This window comes from Bacillus sp. BS1807G30 (assembly GCF_040047675.1).
Classification (GTDB): domain Bacteria; phylum Bacillota; class Bacilli; order Bacillales; family Bacillaceae; genus Bacillus; species Bacillus altitudinis.
The window spans coordinates 1,907,238-1,926,001 of the sequence record NZ_CP157353.1 but is presented as its reverse complement, the minus strand read 5'-3'; the positions used below and the strand labels follow the sequence as shown (position 1 = coordinate 1,926,001).

16 protein-coding genes and 1 other RNA gene are annotated in these 18,764 nt (G+C 40.9%); 13 read left to right on the top strand and 4 right to left on the bottom strand.

Annotated features, from left to right (window positions below; translation table 11 throughout):
* Window positions 1-69 precede the first annotated feature (69 nt).
* The 7 genes from cdaS (at window position 70) to odhB (ending at window position 10,312) form a co-directional block, all read left to right on the top strand.
* Window positions 70-696, top strand: coding sequence for a sporulation-specific diadenylate cyclase CdaS (gene cdaS / locus ABG082_RS09720; RefSeq protein ID WP_024718575.1), 627 nt, complete (start codon window positions 70-72; stop codon window positions 694-696).
* Between the two features lie 402 nt (window positions 697-1,098).
* Window positions 1,099-2,430 (top strand): LysM peptidoglycan-binding domain-containing protein, encoded by a 1,332-nt coding sequence (locus ABG082_RS09715; protein ID WP_348936049.1) that lies wholly within the window; start codon window positions 1,099-1,101, stop codon window positions 2,428-2,430.
* 77 nt (window positions 2,431-2,507) lie between these two features.
* On the top strand, window positions 2,508-3,086 hold the full coding sequence (locus ABG082_RS09710) for a superoxide dismutase family protein (RefSeq protein WP_019743268.1): 579 nt from the start codon (window positions 2,508-2,510) through the stop codon (window positions 3,084-3,086).
* An 89-nt stretch (window positions 3,087-3,175) separates the two neighbouring features.
* Complete coding sequence (locus ABG082_RS09705; protein WP_272511629.1) at window positions 3,176-4,054, top strand: MoxR family ATPase; 879 nt, start codon at window positions 3,176-3,178, stop codon at window positions 4,052-4,054.
* A gap of 11 nt (window positions 4,055-4,065) precedes the next feature.
* On the top strand, window positions 4,066-5,982 hold the full coding sequence (locus ABG082_RS09700) for a VWA domain-containing protein (RefSeq protein ID WP_019743270.1): 1,917 nt from the start codon (window positions 4,066-4,068) through the stop codon (window positions 5,980-5,982).
* Between the two features lie 224 nt (window positions 5,983-6,206).
* A complete protein-coding gene (gene sucA / locus ABG082_RS09695; protein WP_019743271.1) occupies window positions 6,207-9,041 on the top strand; it encodes a 2-oxoglutarate dehydrogenase E1 component in 2,835 nt (944 codons plus the stop codon).
* 14 nt (window positions 9,042-9,055) lie between these two features.
* Entirely contained in the window at window positions 9,056-10,312 is a 1,257-nt protein-coding gene (odhB, locus tag ABG082_RS09690; RefSeq protein WP_007500721.1) for a 2-oxoglutarate dehydrogenase complex dihydrolipoyllysine-residue succinyltransferase, read from the top strand.
* A 31-nt stretch (window positions 10,313-10,343) separates the two neighbouring features.
* On the opposite strand, the gene ABG082_RS09685 is transcribed toward odhB, so the two are convergent.
* The 4 genes from ABG082_RS09685 to ABG082_RS09670 form a co-directional block, all read right to left on the bottom strand.
* Complete coding sequence (locus tag ABG082_RS09685) at window positions 10,344-11,294, bottom strand: bile acid:sodium symporter family protein (protein ID WP_159159725.1); 951 nt, start codon at window positions 11,292-11,294, stop codon at window positions 10,344-10,346.
* A gap of 151 nt (window positions 11,295-11,445) precedes the next feature.
* Window positions 11,446-12,267 (bottom strand): superoxide dismutase, encoded by an 822-nt coding sequence (locus ABG082_RS09680; RefSeq protein ID WP_348936048.1) that lies wholly within the window; start codon window positions 12,265-12,267, stop codon window positions 11,446-11,448.
* Complete coding sequence (locus tag ABG082_RS09675) at window positions 12,260-14,137, bottom strand: prenyltransferase/squalene oxidase repeat-containing protein (RefSeq protein WP_348936047.1); 1,878 nt, start codon at window positions 14,135-14,137, stop codon at window positions 12,260-12,262. The genes ABG082_RS09680 and ABG082_RS09675 overlap by 8 nt, the downstream gene beginning before the upstream one ends.
* Before the next feature lie 100 nt (window positions 14,138-14,237).
* Window positions 14,238-15,722, bottom strand: a complete 1,485-nt coding sequence (locus ABG082_RS09670) for an aldehyde dehydrogenase family protein (RefSeq protein ID WP_348936046.1) — start codon at window positions 15,720-15,722, stop codon at window positions 14,238-14,240.
* Between the two features lie 209 nt (window positions 15,723-15,931).
* Here ABG082_RS09670 and ABG082_RS09665 point away from each other — a divergent pair, with 209 nt between their 5' ends.
* From ABG082_RS09665 to ssrS, 6 genes are all read left to right on the top strand, one after another.
* The gene (locus ABG082_RS09665) at window positions 15,932-16,144 is read left to right on the top strand and encodes a DUF6501 family protein (RefSeq protein WP_017367443.1); all 213 of its coding nucleotides are present in this window, start codon (window positions 15,932-15,934) and stop codon (window positions 16,142-16,144) included.
* 49 nt (window positions 16,145-16,193) lie between these two features.
* Window positions 16,194-16,331: a YozQ family protein gene (locus tag ABG082_RS09660; protein ID WP_017359491.1), complete on the top strand. Its 138-nt coding sequence runs from the start codon at window positions 16,194-16,196 to the stop codon at window positions 16,329-16,331.
* A 277-nt stretch (window positions 16,332-16,608) separates the two neighbouring features.
* Window positions 16,609-16,950: a PH domain-containing protein gene (locus ABG082_RS09655; protein ID WP_008346505.1), complete on the top strand. Its 342-nt coding sequence runs from the start codon at window positions 16,609-16,611 to the stop codon at window positions 16,948-16,950.
* A 177-nt stretch (window positions 16,951-17,127) separates the two neighbouring features.
* Window positions 17,128-17,775 carry an SDR family oxidoreductase gene (locus tag ABG082_RS09650; RefSeq protein ID WP_017367442.1) on the top strand — a complete coding sequence of 216 codons (648 nt, stop codon included), beginning with the start codon at window positions 17,128-17,130 and terminating at the stop codon, window positions 17,773-17,775.
* A 91-nt stretch (window positions 17,776-17,866) separates the two neighbouring features.
* The gene (locus ABG082_RS09645) at window positions 17,867-18,367 is read left to right on the top strand and encodes a TraR/DksA C4-type zinc finger protein (protein ID WP_017367441.1); all 501 of its coding nucleotides are present in this window, start codon (window positions 17,867-17,869) and stop codon (window positions 18,365-18,367) included.
* Between the two features lie 133 nt (window positions 18,368-18,500).
* Window positions 18,501-18,686: non-coding RNA, 6S RNA (gene ssrS / locus ABG082_RS09640), on the top strand.
* Window positions 18,687-18,764 lie beyond the last annotated feature (78 nt).

Below are 18,764 nucleotides of genomic sequence, written 5' to 3'. Positions count from 1 at the left end.
TCCATACAAATAGAATGTGCACAATTTGTTATTTTATGACACAAGCGAAAGAAGGAGGGACATGGTGAGATGATCAATCGCACAAATGAAGAAGCGATGTTTAAGTTAGAAATGAAATCTCATTTGACGCAAATTATGATGGATGCAAGGAAAATCGTCGATTCGCTTGACCAGACCGAACAATGCCTTCTTTGTGAACTCGAATCATTGCATGATCAGTTTAATGAAATGCATGCAGAGGCTTCCTCGTTTTATTTACAAGCATATATGGAAGAATTCACACCAGGTTTTGCTCAATTTTCTTTAGCCATTGAGAACTTATCAAAACAAAAGCATGGCGCACTGATTGTGATTCAAAGGAGAGACGAGGTTGAGGATTATATACAAAAAGGGACAAACCTCCATGCGAAAATTAGCGCATCATTAATAGAAAGCATTTTCTATCCTGGAAACCCACTTCATGATGGCGCTCTTTTAGTAAAAGAAAATACGCTTGTTTCCGCTGCAAACGTTCTACCGCTCACCTCAAAAAAAGTCAGCCCTTCTCTTGGCACAAGACACCGGGCAGCCATTGGACTTTCTGGCATGACCGATGCCCTTGTTCTTGTTGTATCAGAAGAAACAGGGAAAATGTCGTTTGCGAAAGAAGGCGTCCTCTATCCGTTAACTGTAAAAGATCAAGAAATCAGAAAGTAAACATGAACACAGCATTCTTCATTGGGAAGGGTGCTTTTTTTATTGAGAAGAAAAAACAGGCAATTAAGTAAAAAGTCATTTGATACAGAAAAATTTGTCATGTAGAATAGAACTATGAAACTAGCAACGTGCTTGTTTTGACAAATTTCTAAACGTCAACTTAAAAATTCCTTAAAAAATGTTGATAAATACAGCAAACAGCCGATAGAAACGATATGGCTTTGTTTTAGCATTTTGAGTTTGCTGCTCTAACCTATTTAGTATTGCCCAACGTCTTCATGTCGAGTAATATAATAGAAATAAAGATAAAATAGTGCAAGAGAAGCAGAACCATTAAATGCTAAACTCAAAACTAGTACATAAGTCTTATGGAACGAAATCATGAAAGGCGGAGATTTATCTATGAAGAAAAAAGTAGTAACCGGCCTCACAGTTTCAGCGATCGCAGGCTCAGCTGTTATTGCTGCACCGGCAGAAGCACAGACGATCAAGGTGAAAAGCGGTGACTCACTTTGGAAGATTGCCGAACAGTACAACACAAGTATTTCGGAACTTCAATCTCTTAATCAATTAAAAACGACGATGATTTTTGCAGGACAAAGCTTAAAGATTCCTGGTGCAAAAAGTTCAAAATCCAGCTCATCAACAAGTTCAAAAGCAACGAAATCAAGTGCTTCAACAACATCTAGCTATACAGTCAAGCTTGGGGATTCATTATGGCTGATTGCGAAGAATCACAAAATGTCAGTTGCAAGTTTGAAAAGTTTGAACAGCTTAAACAGTGACCTCATTCGTCCTGGACAAAAGCTGAAAGTGTCTGGAACGACGAAAACGAGCGGCAGCCAGTCCACAAATTCAAACTCAACATCTAATTCTAGCTCAAGTAACAAATCAACGAATTCTAATAGTTCGTCGTCAGCATCTAGTACATATAAAGTGAAATTAGGCGATTCACTTTGGAAAATTGCCAATTCGTTAAATATGTCGATTGGTGAAATTAAAACATTGAACTCGCTAAAATCTGATACGATTTATCCAAATCAAGTATTGAAGGTAAAAGGAACGGTGACGTCAAAACCAAGTCAGCCGAAAGCACCTGCTCAACCTAGCACGCCTTCAAACAGCAATCAGTCTTCAAGTAGTAAAACAACATCTTATACGGTTAAATCAGGTGATTCATTATGGAAAATTGCGAATCAGTTTAAGGTGCAGGTTCAATCAATCCGCGCAGCAAACAGCTTGAAAAGTGATGTGCTTAGAATTGGACAAGTATTAAAAATCAACGGAACAGCTTCCGGTTCAACTGGATCTAATGGTTCTACGTCAAACGGTTCAACAACACCGGTCAACAATAATAAAAATGACGTTCCAATGAATGCAAAAATCACGACAATGATTCAAGAAGGTAAAAAACTCACAGGCATTCCTTACAGATGGGGCGGCAATACACCAGCTGGATTTGATTGCAGCGGCTTTGTTTACTATCTCATTAATAAGGTTTCATCAGTATCTAGATTGAGTACAGCAGGATACTGGAATATGATGACGCCTGTCAGCACACCACAAGTTGGAGATTTTGTTTATTTCACAACGTACAAAGCAGGTCCTTCTCATATGGGACTATACCTAGGTGGAGGAGATTTCCTTCATGCAAGTGACAGCGGAGTAGGAATTTCAAACTTAAGCAATCCTTATTGGAAAAAAGCGTACCTAGGTGCGAAACGTTTCTTCTAAAAAAGCCGATTTTCGGCTTTTTTTGTTTGCCTTCTCATCAGTTTGTCCATACTGATAGCAAAAGGGGGCAGTCATAAATGAAAAAGTCAGTGTGGATGATCATGATATGTTTGATCTTTACCGCATCAGCATGTCATGCACCGCCGAAAAAAGAAACGACAGAAGAAACAAGAGAAGTTGCCGCACCTAAACAAGCACCAGTCACAACGTCACTCATAAACGAAAGCGGTCAAAAAATAGGGAGCATTGAAATAAGAGAGTCCTCAGAAAATGGGCTGGATCTGCATGTGAAAGCGAAAGGACTGCCGCCAGGTCCTCACGGCTTTCATATTCATGAAACAGGAATATGTGAAACGCCAGATTTTGAAACGGCGGGGGCTCACTTTAATCCGACCCATAGAGAGCATGGCTTCGACAACCCAAAGGGGCACCATGCTGGAGATATGCCTAATTTAGAGGTAGGGGCAGATGGACAAATTGATGTTGTCGTGAATGTACCAGATGTGACGTTAAAGGGAGGCCAGAATCAATTAGTTAATCAAAACGGGCGAAGTTTTATCATCCATGCAGAAGCAGATGATTACTTAAGCAACCCTTCTGGCAACTCAGGGAAACGCATTGCTTGCGGAGCCATCACAAAAGAAATGGTAAAATAACAGAAGACGAACCTTTATGTATTGAGTGCATAAAGGTTTTTTTAGTATACTTGGTGAGGAAAATGATCGAAGAGAGGAATTAATCATATATGTTTAACCAACCATCACTCCCAGAAGAAATTCAAGCAATGATCGAAGCAAAAGGAAAAGTTCTCGAAGAAGAATTTCGTCCGCTTATCGGAACAGGCGGCTATGAATCACAAGATACGTCTATTATTCAAGATGCCATGATTGCACTTGCCCTAGGAAAAAATGTTCTGTTAAAAGGACCGACGGGCTCAGGTAAAACAAAACTAGCAGAAACTTTATCCGCATTCTTTCAACAGCCGATGCACAGTATAAACTGCTCAGTTGACCTTGATGCAGAAAGTCTTATTGGCTATAAAACCATCCATAATGATGGGCAAGTTGCTTCTATAGAATTCATTGAAGGACCCGTTACAAAAGCAATGAAAAAAGGACACCTTTTATATATTGATGAAATCAACATGGCTAAACCAGAAACACTGCCTATTTTAAACGGTGTGCTTGATTACAGAAAAATGATGACAAACCCATTTACAGGTGAAGTCGTTAGAGCAGAAGAAGGTTTTGGCGTGATTGCAGCAATCAATGAGGGATATGTGGGGACAGTGCCGCTCAATGAAGCGCTGAAAAATCGTTTTGTCGTCATTGAAGTTCCTTACATTGGCGGTGGCATTTTAAAAGAAGTACTGCACACTCAATCCGTATTAAAGGATGAGCGTTTAATCGATCAATTCGTACAGCTCTCATCAGATCTCATCGTCCAAGCACACAATGGACAGGTCAGTGAAGAAGCCGCATCCATTCGCGCACTGTTAGATACATGTGATCTTGCGCAATATATCCCGCCGCTTCGTGCAATTGAACGAGGAATTGTAGAGAAGCTAGAAGATGACCGGGAAAAAGCAGCGGTAAGAAATATCGCTCAAACATTATTCGAGTGAGGTTCTGACTTTTGAAATTCATCAAATTTAATGACAGCAGAATCGATTCATTTCTATTTATGGAATTAACGGATTTAGCCAAAACACTTGCCAAAAGTGATGATGTGGAGCTTGAATACGGAGTTCAGTCGTACTATGAACCGTTTGAAAAGAAAATTTTCATCAGCCATTTTTGGGATGATCGTCATCAAGAGGATATGATAGCAGGCCTAAAAAGTGATGTGTTTCTGCGAGCAGTAGGGACAGTGTATAGCGATCTTACAGTATTTGAAGACATCATTCGCTATGCCCACACATTATCCATTCCTGATGTGTGCAAACAATTGTTTATGCTGTTTGAAGATATCCGGATTGAAGAGCGGATTAAACGTGACCGCCCAGGAACAAAAAAGGTATTTAAACGGAGAAGAGAGCTTTACAGACGTCACTTTAAAACACAATTAACGATTAACCAAGAGCGCAGTATTTTAACAGATGCACTCTTTTGTGCGATATACGTGAAGCTGACAGCCGAATCTCCGCTTGAAGAAATTCCACCCCTTCATGAGCGGATAGATCCAATGATTCCGTTTATTGAGTCAAGTCTTGAACGTGTATATGACGCACGCTCGACATCTGATATCGCCATCATTGTGAAGGAATTGACAGAAGGCTTCGATGAGCTCCTTGAAAAGGATATGCTGAACACATACTTTTTCTTCCCAGAATTGGACTATGAAAAAGCGGCAAAAGAACCGCTTTTCCATGACCTCAAAAGAAAGCCTAAATTAAGTGAGGATATAAAAGTCGATCGGGAAAAAGAGGGGGATGAAGACATCCATAATGAATATATGGAAGTATGGCATAGAGAAACAGAAGCACCATCTAAAAGTTTCCTTCAATTTGATTTAGAACACGGTGGTAAAAGCGATCTCGGTAAAGATGCGGCAAGAGAAGGTGACGATGGAGATCAGGCGCTTGGAACGGTTCAAGGTTCAGCCAAACAAACCCATCGAAAAGACTATTCAAAGCTTGAAGCACTAGAAGAGGCAGAAGGAGAAGAAAGCGGGGCAGATGCGCATGAGAATGGAAAAGAAAACAAATATGCATTTCCAGTCATGATTTCACCAGAACCTCCTGCACCAGAGCAAATAGATGTGTACAAGCAGCACGCAAAGGCAATCGAGCCTTATCAGAAACGCTTAAAACAAATGATTCAAAAAACACTTGAGCATAAAAAATCATGGCCAAAAACAGATCTTCATGCAGGACGTCTCAGCAAAAAGCTTATTCGTTATTTTACAGAGTCCAATCCTCGACTATTTTATAAAAAACAAGCGCCATCTTCTCAAATTGATGCTGTGTTCACTTTATTAGTTGACTGCTCTGCGAGTATGTTTGACAAGATGGATGAGACAAAAAAAGGGATTGTTCTGTTTCATGAAGCATTAAAATCAGTTCAGGTACCTCATCAAATTGTAGGGTTCTGGGAAGATACAAATGACGCAACTGAAACAAGTCAACCGAACTACTTTAACACCGTCGTATCGTTCAAAGATTCCTTATTTGACGCAGGACCATCCATTATGTCACTTGAGCCAGAAGAGGATAACCGGGATGGATATGCGATTCGCCAAATGACAAAAATGATTTTAAAACGAAGAGAAGAGCAAAAATTCCTCATTGTTTTCTCAGACGGAGAGCCGGCTGCATTCAGCTACGAACAAAATGGGATCGTGGATACACATGAAGCGGTTCTCGAAGCGAGAAAAAAGGGAATTGAAGTGATCAATGTGTTTTTATCCAATTCTCCGATTGAAGAGGCGCAGATGAAAACGATCCAAGATATGTATGGCAAGTTCAGCATTTTTGTACCGGATGTCGATACATTGCCAGATGTGCTCTATCCATTACTCAAGAAATTGCTGCATAAAAGCATTGGGGCATAAGGTTTTGCCCCTTTCTTTAAAATATTTTTCGGAATGATTTAAATTTTTTGTTTTTCTTTGAATTTTTTATCTTTAATTGAACAAAGAATGTAGAAAGTAATCCGAAACAGTGGTAGAATATGATTGGAAGCGTTTTATTACATAAATTTGGTCATTGTGTTCTGGAAGTTATATCGAGATAGTGTTCAATCACTTGATGATCAAAGTTGGGGGTAGTGTTCAAAATGTTTCAAAATGATGTGAAACAACCGTTGAGTTGGGAAGAATTTCATGGTCCGAACCTCGGCTACGTGCTCGAGCTCTACGATCAATATGTCCAAGATCCTACTAGTGTTGATGAAGACATAAGAGGCATATTTGATGAACTTGGTGCACCACCGAGTGAAATGAAGGAGGAAATTGGGAAAAAAGAAAATAGCGTAGTTACTTCTGAACAAATCCAAAAGATAGCATCAGTCGTTAAACTGGCAGAAGACATCAGAACGTATGGCCATTTAAATGCTTCCGTCAATCCTCTTCGCAAAGAAAAGGAATTACAAGAGCTGTTTCCATTAAAGGAATACGGTTTAACTGAAGAAGACGTTAAGAATATTCCAATATCAATTATTAGTCCAGATGCACCTAAACACATTTCAAACGGCATAGAAGCCATTAACCATTTGAGAAATACGTATAAGCGTACCATTTCATTTGAGTTTGATCATGTACATGACTTCGAAGAGCGAAACTGGCTCTCTAAATCTATTGAGTCTGGTGAATTATTTAAGAAAAAACCAGCAGATAAACTAGTTTCTGTACTCAAAAGATTAACAGAAGTCGAGCAATTTGAGCAATTCCTTCATAAAACATTTGTTGGACAAAAGCGTTTTTCTATAGAAGGATTAGACGCACTTGTTCCAGTACTTGATGAAATTATATCCGAGTCTGTTACACAAGGGACTTCAAATATTAACATTGGAATGGCACATAGAGGCCGTTTAAATGTATTAGCACATGTGTTAGGAAAGCCATATGAGATCATTTTCTCAGAATTCCAGCATGCACCTAATAAAGAGCTTGTACCATCAGAAGGCTCTATTGGCATCAGCTACGGATGGACAGGGGATGTAAAATATCATCTCGGTGCTGACCGCCAAATCAAAGATGAAGATACAAAGAGTGCAAGAGTCACACTTGCCAATAACCCAAGTCACTTGGAATTTATTGACCCGATTATTGAAGGAAGCACTCGTGCAGCGCAAGAATCGCGTACTCAAAAAGGCTATCCAGTTCAAGACGTTGAAAAAGCGTTAGCCATCTTAATTCATGGGGATGCTGCATTTCCTGGAGAGGGAATTGTCGCAGAAACATTAAATTTAAGTCAATTAGTCGGCTATCAAGTGGGGGGAACGATCCATATCATTGCCAACAATATGATTGGGTTTACCACAGAAAGCAATGAATCTCGTTCAACGAAATACGCTAGTGACCTTGCAAAAGGTTTCGAGATTCCAATTGTTCACGTCAATGCAGACGATCCAGAAGCCTGTTTAGCAGCTGTTCAGCTGGCGGTAGAATACCGTAAACGGTTTAAAAAGGATTTCTTAATTGATTTGATTGGCTACCGCAGATATGGCCATAACGAAATGGATGAGCCTTCTACTACTCAGCCAATGCTGTACGATGCGGTCAGAAAGCACAAAACGGTCAAGAATATCTTCGCAGATAAGCTTGTCACTGAGGGCCTTCTGTCAAAAGAACAAAGAGAAGAAATTGAGCAGGCTGTCACGGCAAAAATTGAAGAAGCTTATAAAAAAGTACCTTCAAAGAAAGAACATACGATTCAAGAAATCGAACTGCCAGAGCCTGTATCTAACGGCTTCCCTGCAGTTGATACATCTGTAGAGTTTGATGTATTAAGAAAGCTGAATGAAGAATTAATTAGCTGGCCGAAAGACTTCCAAGTATTCGGTAAGCTAAAGCGGATCCTTGAAAAACGTGCAAAAGTGTTTACAGATGATCGCAAAGTGGAATGGTCACTTGGTGAAGCACTGGCATTTGCATCTATATTAAAAGACGGTACGCCGATTCGAATGACCGGACAGGATTCTGAGCGAGGCACATTTGCTCAAAGAAACCTTGTTCTTCACGACAGTCAAACGGGTGATGAATTCATTGCTCTTCATGAACTGAGTGATGCAAATGCATCATTTACAGTCCATAATAGTCCACTGTCAGAAGGCTCTGTCATCGGGTTTGAATATGGTTATAATGTCTATTCTCCTGAAACATTAGTGATTTGGGAAGCTCAATTTGGAGACTTCGCAAATGCGGCTCAAGTGTATTTTGATCAATTTATTTCAGCAGGCCGCGCCAAGTGGGGACAAAAGTCAGGGCTTGTGATGCTCTTGCCACATGGATATGAAGGACAAGGTCCAGAACATTCTAGTGGAAGAACAGAACGTTTCTTGCAATCAGCTGCTGAGAATAACTGGACAGTTGCGAACCTGACAAGTGCAGCTCAATACTTCCATATTCTTAGAAGACAGGCGAAAATGCTGCTTCGTGAAGAGATTCGTCCTCTTGTCATCATGACACCGAAGAGTCTGCTTCGAAACCCGAACACATTATCCGAAGTCCAAGAACTAACAGATGGACAGTTCCGTCCAGTTCTTGAACAGCCGGGCCTTGTGCATGATCATGAAAAAGTAACACGCCTTGTGCTATCGAGCGGGAAGGTATCGATCGATATTAGTGATCGTTTTACTCAAATGGAAGACCCAAAAGATTGGCTTCATATTGCGAGAGTGGAACAATTATATCCATTCCCAGCCAAAGATATTAAAGCTATTTTATCAAAACTGACGAACTTAGAAGAAATCGTATGGGTGCAAGAAGAACCGCAAAATATGGGCGCTTGGGGATATATTGAGCCATATTTACGTGAAATTGCATCTGAAAAAGTGAAAGTACGTTACATCGGCCGCAGAAGACGTTCAAGTACGGCTGAGGGTGATCCAACTGTTCATAAAAAAGAACAAGAACGAATTGTATCTGATAGCTTGACTCGCAAAAACTAAGGGGGAAATGAAAAATGGCGGAAATTAAAGTACCTGAACTAGCGGAATCAATCTCGGAAGGAACAATTGCTCAGTGGCTAAAACAGCCGGGCGATTATGTTGAGCAGGGGGAATACCTGTTAGAACTTGAAACAGATAAAGTCAATGTCGAATTGACAGCTGAAGAATCTGGTGTTCTAAAAGAAGTACTGAAAGATTCTGGTGACACTGTCCAAGTTGGAGAAGTCATCGGAACGATTGCAGCAGGTGAAGCTGGCGGAAGCGAGTCCGCAGCTCCAGCACCTGAGCAAGATTCTGCACCAGCTTCGAAAGAAGAACCAGCAGCTGAACAAAAAGAAGAGGCAGCAAAAGAAGAGCCGAAATCTGGTAATGGCAGAACGATCGCTTCTCCAGCAGCTAGAAAACTAGCAAGAGAGAAGGGGTTAGACTTATCTGAGATTCCAACCGCAGATCCGCTGGGCAGGGTACGAAAGCAGGATGTAGCTTCTTACCAAAAGAATGAAGCTCCTGCAAGTGCACCGAAAGCCGCGCCAAAAGCAAATGCTGCGGTGCAAAATGATCAAGCAGGGAAACCAGTTGAGCGTGAAAAAATGTCACGCCGCAGACAAACCATTGCAAAACGTTTAGTTGAAGTTCAACAAACGGCAGCGATGCTGACAACATTTAATGAAGTCGATATGACAGCTGTCATGGATTTAAGAAAGCGTCGCAAAGATGCCTTCCTTGAACAAAACGATGTGAAACTGGGCTTCATGTCCTTCTTCACAAAAGCAGTGGTAGCAGCACTTAAAAAATATCCACTTCTCAACGCAGAAATTCAAGGTGATGAGCTTGTCATTAAAAAATTCTATGACATCGGTATTGCTGTAGCCGCCAATGAAGGGCTTGTGGTACCAGTTGTCCGTGATGCAGACAGACTATCGTTTGCTGGAATTGAAAAAGAAATCGGTCATCTTGCGAAAAAAGCAAGAGATAACAAATTATCGCTCAATGAATTACAAGGTGGATCATTCACGATCACAAACGGAGGAACATTTGGTTCTCTGCTTTCAACACCAATTTTAAACAGTCCTCAAGTTGGAATTTTAGGTATGCATAAAATTCAGCTTCGTCCTGTTGCAATTGATGAAGAACGCTTTGAAAACCGTCCAATGATGTATTTAGCTCTTTCATACGATCACCGTATTGTCGATGGAAAAGAAGCTGTTGGGTTCCTTGTCACGATTAAAAATCTACTTGAAGATCCTGAACAGCTATTGCTTGAAGGATAATCGAAAGAAAAAGCTAGTACCGATGAGGGTACTAGCTTTTTTGGTCTTTATTTTCTGGGTAGCCTCTTTTTGACCAAAATGTTGCCAGCCAAGAGCCAGATAAATTATGCCATACGCTAAAAATGGCACTGGGGACGGCGGCAAGTGGAGAAAAATGTGCGGTTGCAAGGGCTGCGCCAAGTCCAGAATTTTGCATCCCTACTTCTATTGAAATTGCTCGTTGAGAAGGAATGTCCATTTTACACCATTTTGCAATGAGGTAACCCAATAATAGACCAAGAGCATTATGTAAAACAACAACGGCAAAAATAAGCAGTCCAGATTGCAGAATCTGTTCTTTATTTGCACTGACAACAGCTGCAATGATGGCGACAATGCCAGTAACAGATACAAGCGGGAGTGCTTGTACAGCATACGTCACTTGTTTTTTAAAAAACAATTTGACGATGACACCTAAAATAATCGGGATTAAGACAACTTGGACAATCGACAAAAACAAAGCACCCGGTGATACAGATAACCAAGATTTTGCAAAGATATAAATGAAAACAGGGGTCAAAATGGGAGCAAGTAGGGTCGAGATCGTTGTCACGGCAACAGATAAGGCCGTATTTCCTTTCGCCAAAAAGGTCATTACATTGGATGCAGTCCCGCCTGGACAGCAGCCGACGAGAATGACACCAACAGCGATTTCAGAAGGCAAATGTAACCCATAGGCCAATAAAAATGCAATGAGTGGCATCAGTGTATACTGCGCTAAAACCCCGATCAATACATAAAGAGGCTTTCTAAAAAGCTCTTTAAAATCTTCAGAAGACAGCGTCAGCCCCATGCCAAACATAATAATGCCAAGTAAAAAAGGGATATAAGGTCCAATCAAAGAAAATGCCGCAGGAAAAGTAAAACCTAGACAAGCAAAGACAATGACCCATATAGCGAATGTTCTTCCTGCAAAGTGACTAATGTGTAAAAGGGTGTTCATACTATCTTTCAACTCTCTTTCTTTTCATATCTTTTCTATTTTAAATGAATTTTCTGAAAAAACAACCTATGATTTTGTAATGGGTGTTCATAATATTATTATGTAAACTAATAAAAACCCACATAGCAAATGAACTATGTGGAGTATGCGATCAAAAAGGTGTCCATTTCACTTGTTGAGCCTGTTTTAGTCTTGCTTCTGGCTCACGCCAGTCAACGACATTCCACCACCGGTCTACATATTGCGCCTTTTCATTTCGATATTGGAGGTAATAGGCATGCTCCCACACATCAAGAGCAAGAAGGGGGATGACGTCCCATTGTGAGAGGAACTGATGGCGCTCTGCTTGTAAAATGTCTAAACGCTGAGATCGAGGAGACCATACAAGTATCGCCCATCCGACACCTTCTACTTGTTTGGCAGCAGCTGAAAAATGTGACTTGAACGCCTCATAGCTGCCAAATGATTGATCAATGAGACGAAGCATTTGACCAGTAGGTTTTCTTTTCCCTGAAGGACTCATGGAAAACCAAAAGATACAATGTAAATAATGTCCTGCCCCATGAAAGGCAAGCTCACGTTCCCAATGCTTGATCATGGTAAAGTCGTTGGTTCTTCTTGCTTTTTTTAGCGCAAGTTCAGCTTGATTTAGACCATCAACATAAGTTTGATGATGCTTTTGATGGTGCAAGTACATAATTTCTTTTGAAATATAAGGTTCGAGCGCGTCATACCGATAAGGCAGTGGTGGTAACTGATGATTTCCAGCTGCTACATCGCGCACTTCTTCGTGTGGCTGCATGTCTTCTGCAATCCTTTCGGCTAGTTCGTACCATTCTTGTTCACTCGAATGGTCATCCTCCATTTTGAGTCGTAAATGTTCCACTTTTCGATGAATTTTATCATCTTGCCAAACATGTTGAATCGTGCTAAGCCACTCTTTGAGCTGTGAGCGATATTCTTCTTTATTCATGTATACGCCTCATTTCCTCTAAAAATGTAGAACAAGCCATCATCGGAAACACAAATGGGTAGCTATGATAGGTGATGTAAAATTGTTTTGGTAGTCCAATGCCGACCGGATAGTACATGGCTTCTTCAGTATGGTGATGGTTCACTAAAAAGGAGACAGCTTTCAAAATGCCTGCGTTATTTGCTTTCTCATATTGGAGGAGCGCCTCTGTCGCCCATGCGGTTTGAACCACTGTGCCAAAGGGAAGCGGGACATAGGTTTTCAGTTCTGCACTTTTACACGATTCTCCGAAACTGCCATCTTCAAGCTGAATCTGCTTTAGGAAACGGCACGCTTTTTGCACAGCAGGGTGTGAGGAGGGGATGCCGGCCGCTTTCAGTCCTGTTAATGCTGCCCAAGTTCCATAAATATAACAAACACCCCATCTGCCAAACCATGATCCGTTTTTCTCTTGGTGGTCAATGAGCCATTTTACACATCGATTTTTTTGCCTGAGAATCGTGGGTGAAGCAGTATCTTTTTCTTCTAAACCAATCAAATGGAGCACACGGCCAGTAATATCAGGAGTTGACGGGTCAATCGCCGCATCCTCCGCAGATTCAAGCGGAAGGTGACGAAGCAGAAAGTGATCTTGATTTTTTTCGAAAGCAGAAAAGCCGCCATCACGGTTTTGCATGGAGAGAAGCCAGTCATATCCTCGTTTCCACTGAAGTGGAGTGTATTCCTTTGGGATCGCTTTTAACACAATTTGCGTGTCATCACAATCAGGATTATTCGTATTGATATGTGAGAAACCAAAGCCACCAGGAGCAGCATGCCGGTTATGAACTGCCCAATCCGCTTTCTTCATTTGCTGCCGGTCCAGCAAATAGATGAAGGAATTCATGATCATGGGATCTTCTCGTTTTCTTCCTGATTTTTGAGAAGCGTAACTGACAAGCGCTGTATCCCACACAGTCGAGGTGGAATTCTCAGCATATATCTTGCCTTGACAGGAGGTGACGAGCTTTTTCATACCCCTGACTGCTTTTTGGATGAGATGATGTCCAGGGGAGTATCCAAGGCTCATGAGGGCATAGACCATAAAGATGGTTGCACTTAAGTAACTGTACAGCGTCCCATCTTTTTCAAGACGGTCAAACATGTATCGCTTTGCCGCTTCATATCCGAAAAAGTCGAGCCGGCTGTCGAGGGCTGTATATGACCGCATATACATGAGGAAGTGATCAGTCAAACGTTCTTCTCTTGCCATAAACCAGTCAAATGGATTTTTAGACATGTTTTCATCAAGATGGGCTAATGATGGAAACGCAGCATGAGAGGTATACCGTTTGTTCAGTGCGATCATCATAGGTACAAAATGAATCCTTGCATAGGCACTAAGGTGGTAGAAGTGCAGCGGAAAAGACGTAGGGATGAGTAAAAGGGAAAGAGGTGCATAGAAGTAGGGCCAAGGGTGCATGCCATTTACGGCAAGCATCCACTTTGTCATAAAATGAACGTTCTTTAGTCCACCTTTTGAGCGAATATATTGTGCTGCTTTTTCCATATGGGGCTCGTCTTTTTGAAATCTGCCAGATGCGAGCATTCCGCAATAACCTTGTACTGTAGCTGTGAGATGTCCCGACTGGTCATGATACAAAGAAAAGGAACCATCTTCATTTTGTTTGGCATGTATTGCTTCGGCCAATTGATGGATCAATTGCTGATCAGGGTCACCAACGGCTTTTAGTAGCATAATGAAAAAAGAATTTGTCATCATAGGTCCTTCAAAGCAGAAAATAAATGCGCCATCTTCTCTTTGTCTGCGTTCTACCTGCATGTGCAGTTCATCGATATATTCGTTGACTCTCGTTTTTAAATCTTGCATTCGGCCATGCTCCTTTCCTTTATCACTATATTCAGGAGTCGGCCTGTCACATGCCAGCACAAAAAAAGCCGATGACATCGTCACCGGCTTTCTTAAATGATTAGTCTTGCAGATTAATCCACACGCTTTTGACTTCTGTATAGTTGTTAAGGGCATATGATCCCATTTCTCTGCCAAGGCCTGACTGTTTATATCCGCCAAACGGGGAGGCGGCATCAAAGACATTATAGCAGTTGACCCAAATGGTTCCTGCTTCTAGGCGTGCAGCGATATCGTGGGCATGCTTTAAGTTTTCTGTCCAAAGTCCTGCCGCTAACCCATAGTCAGATTGATTGGCCCGTTCGACCACTTCATCAATGGAATCGTAAGGAATCGCAGATAGAACTGGGCCGAAAATCTCTTCTTTTGCGATTGTCATTTCATCTTCTACATCTTTAAAGACAGTAGGGGAGACGAAATAGCCTGCTTCATAAGGGCAGTCACCACCGACTACGGCTGTTGCACCTTCTGACTTCCCTTTTTCGATATAACCTAACACACGTTCATGCTGCTCTTTACTCACTAGAGGCCCAATCTGGGTATCATGATGAAGACCAGCTCCTTGTTTTAAGGATGTCGCATATTTAGCCATTTGATCGACGACTTCATCATATTGGCTCCGGTGCACAAAGACCCTTGATCCTGCACAGCACACTTGGCCTTGGTTAAACATCACGCCGTTTAATGCACCTGGAATGGCTTTCTTTAAATCGGCGTCTGGTAAAATAATATTCGGCGATTTTCCGCCAAGCTCTAAAGTAACACGCTTGATGGATTTGGCTGCTTTCTCCATGATCAATTTCCCAACACTTGTTGATCCAGTGAAAGCCAGCTTATTGACATCAGGGTGATCGGTTAATGCTTCACCAGCTGTTTCACCAAATCCAGGAACGATGTTAATCACGCCTTCTGGGAATCCGGCTTTATCCACTAATTCAGCTAAATATAAAGCAGATAGCGGTGTTTGTTCGGCTGGTTTTAAAACGATGGTGCAGCCTGTTGCTAGTGCAGCACCCATTTTCCACATGGCCATGAGCAGCGGGAAGTTCCAAGGAATGATTTGTCCCACAACGCCAACAGGCTCATGGCGGGTATAATTAAAATATCCCTGGCTGACAGGAAGGGTTTGTCCAGTCATTTTCGTGGTCCACCCTGCATAATAGCGCATGTGCTCAATGGCAAGAGGGATATCCGCATTGGTTGTTTCATTAATTGGTTTTCCATTGTCAATTGTTTCCAGCTGGGCCAGTTCTTCTTGGTGTTCTTCCATTAAATCTGCCAGCTTAAACATCAAGCGGGCACGTTCGGCTGCAGACATAGAACGCCAAGGTCCATGGAACGCCTTTTTAGCAGCTTTTACTGCCTCATCAATGTCGGCTGCACCTGCTTCATATACATCAATAAGGGTTTCTCCTGTGGCAGGGTTAGGCGTAGAGAATGTTTTGTTATCATGACTTGTGACAAACTGACCGTTAATGTAGAGTTTTTTCGTCCCTTGGAGAAAAGATTCGAGTTTTGAACTGATTTGAAGTGTTGTAGAGCTCATAAATAAACAAACCTCCTTAAAGATATGGGTTGTTCTGCGAGTTCTAGGTGGAAAAAGTGGACATGAAGCAATTTTTATACGCACACATATGTAAACGTATACATTTATCATATTACACGACATCTTTGAAAGCAATCGATAACACTCATTGCATTTCACGAAAAATTGGCTACAATAAATGTATAGATGAAAAAAGGAGTTTTTAAATCATGATCCATCAAAACTGGCAAACGGCTGAAACGGTAAAACAAGTAAAATGTGTACATACAAATGCGAAAAAATATATGGTTGACCGAGCATTAACGGTTGGACACACATATGATGTGAAAAATGAAACAGAGGAATTTCTCTTTGTCGTTGATAATACAGGTAAAGTAGGCGGGTATTACAAAGAGTATTTCGAAGACAATTCTGCTGAATGATTTTGAGGGTCATCACTCATACTAAGAAAAACAGTAAAGGGTGATGATGATGAAAAAGCAGCAGCAAGAAGAGCAGAAACATCAAAATGCTTGGCATGACAATGAAGATGCTGATATGGCGATTACGCTTGAGCAGATTTCTGATGTGTATGCCGAAGGAACGATTGATACCCCGAAAGATGAATAGTCATTTAAAACAGTGATTTTACATAATCACTGTTTTTTTATGGTCTCATAACGAATGATTTCTTGAAAAAAAATGAAACTTTTTTCCTGCTTTAACAGTCTAAATAAGTAGAGGAAAGAGCATCGGATCAAAAAGAAAAAGTTAAATGAAATTTAATCTATTCGTAATGGAATAACGACGATTTATAGCGTATTCTATAAGTGAGAATAAAACGTACCCACAGAGCCGTGTGGCCGTTTTGTCATAAAGGAATTTGATGCAGGAAGAGGGGGTTTACGTGGGTATTTTTTCTGTCAGTAAACAAAATGATCATAAAAAATTCGAATCCTTATTAATTGAAGGAGAAAGAATTGAGGCTGTTTACAGACTGCGTCACGACCAAATTTGTTTCACCAATAAACGACTGATCTTTGGCGATAACCGCGTATTTTCTAAAAAGAAAGTCAGGGTCTCCTTGCCGTATCGATCAATTGAAAGTTTTGCCATTCAAGAAGCTGGCGTGTTTGATCAGGACACTGGTATGCTGCTTGTTACAAGCTCAAAAGTATTTGAACTCGATTTTTCTAAAGATACAGATTTGAGTGACGTGCAGGCCATTTTAACAAAACATCTTTGCTGATCAACGATGCGATTACATAGATCACATGCACTTTTCTCATTCTTTGTTCTTATTTTTATCTATCGCACATCTCTTGAGCTTTTCCCACTACAGTGGGGAAGGCTTTTTTCTATTCATGTGTTTGAATCCCAACAAAAAAGGATAAAGATGAAACAGATACAGAAAGGAGAATGAACAATGAAAGTATTAGTTGCTGGAGCAAACGGACATACAGGGAGACTTGTCATTCGATATTTAAAAGAAAAAGGACATGAGCCGCTTGCTCTCATTCGAGATGAAAAACAAGCAGATGCGCTAAAAGAACTTGGTGCAGCGCCTGTCATCGGTGATCTTGAAAAGGATGTGACAGATGCTGTGAAGCAAGCAGAAGCTGTCATCTTTGCAGCTGGTTCAGGCTCAAAAACAGGTGCAGATAAAACCATCGCTGTTGATCAAGAGGGGGCAAAACGCCTCGTTGATACAGCCAAAAAAGAAAATATTCAGCATTTTGTGATGCTGAGTTCTTATAATGCCGACGATCCTCATCAAGGAAAAGGACAAGGCAGTATGGAGATTTATTATGAAGCGAAAAGAAAAGCCGATGAACATTTAAAACAGTCTGGTCTTTCTTACACCATTGTGCGGCCAGGAGCACTGCTGCATGAGGAGAAGACAGGGAAAATAGAAGCGGCGGCTCATATTCCAGACGATCGTGACATTGAGATTTCCAGAGAAGATGTAGCCACTGTCTTAGTGGAAAGCTTAACGGAATCCAATGTGAAAAATAAAGCCTTTGACTTAATCAAAGGTGATACACCAGTAGAAGAAGCACTTCGCAATCTTTAAATGAAGAAAGCTGCTGCCAAAGAGGCGGCGGCTTTTTTCATGTTTTCATTTCGCATGGAGCGGGAAGGTAAAAAGAAAGGAGTGATTGACCGTGAGCTTAACGAAAGAGCAAAAAGCTGATTTATATGAAAGACTTATTCAATTAAAAGAAGATGTGAAAGGATCAAAAAAGAAAGAAGAATCCATGCTGGCCGAATCGAATGAGATTTCAAATGGTGTTGGAAACCATATCGCAGATCACGGAAGCATCTATTTAGACCGCATGACCGAACAGACGCTGGATCAAGTCGATGATCAGCTCGAAGGTGAAATTGATGCAGCGCTTAAGCGGATGGAAGACGGAACATATGGAATTTGTGAAAAAACAGGAAAAGACATTCCATATGAACGTTTGAAAGCAGTACCCTATACTCGTTATTCAATTGATGCAAAGAAAAATGAAGAAACCAATCAAGATCCAAATGAATTTGACCGTTCGTTCTCTGAGCAAATGCGTGATTTAACAAATAGAGAAACAATGGATCAATTACATTCAGATACGTATGAAAGGCTAGAAGAAGAGCAAGATGTTGATGTAGATGAGGAAAAATAACATGATGAGAGGAATTTATGTTTTCTCAACATAATGTTTTCCTACGTCTACATGGACAAAAATCTTGTATACATGAGTATTTTTTTAGAAAAAACATATCTTGAAATTTAATAAACTTTCGTGTAGTATAGTTTAAAGGCTGCGATGCGCGTAATGTTAATTAAGTTTTAACCTTTAAGCTGTAATAGGGAGTTTTATATTGAATCCGGAATGTCACGCCTCCTTCGAGAGGAAGACAGGAACGTTTCTGCAAACACCCACTTTGAGGAGTGGTGGTTTAAAACTTTCTTACTTAGATTACGGCATCCGCAGCTTTTCCTAGGATGATTCAAGCCATTTTCCATTTTTGGAAAATGGCTTTTTATTTTGTCCAAAATACGATTTTGAACAGACCGAA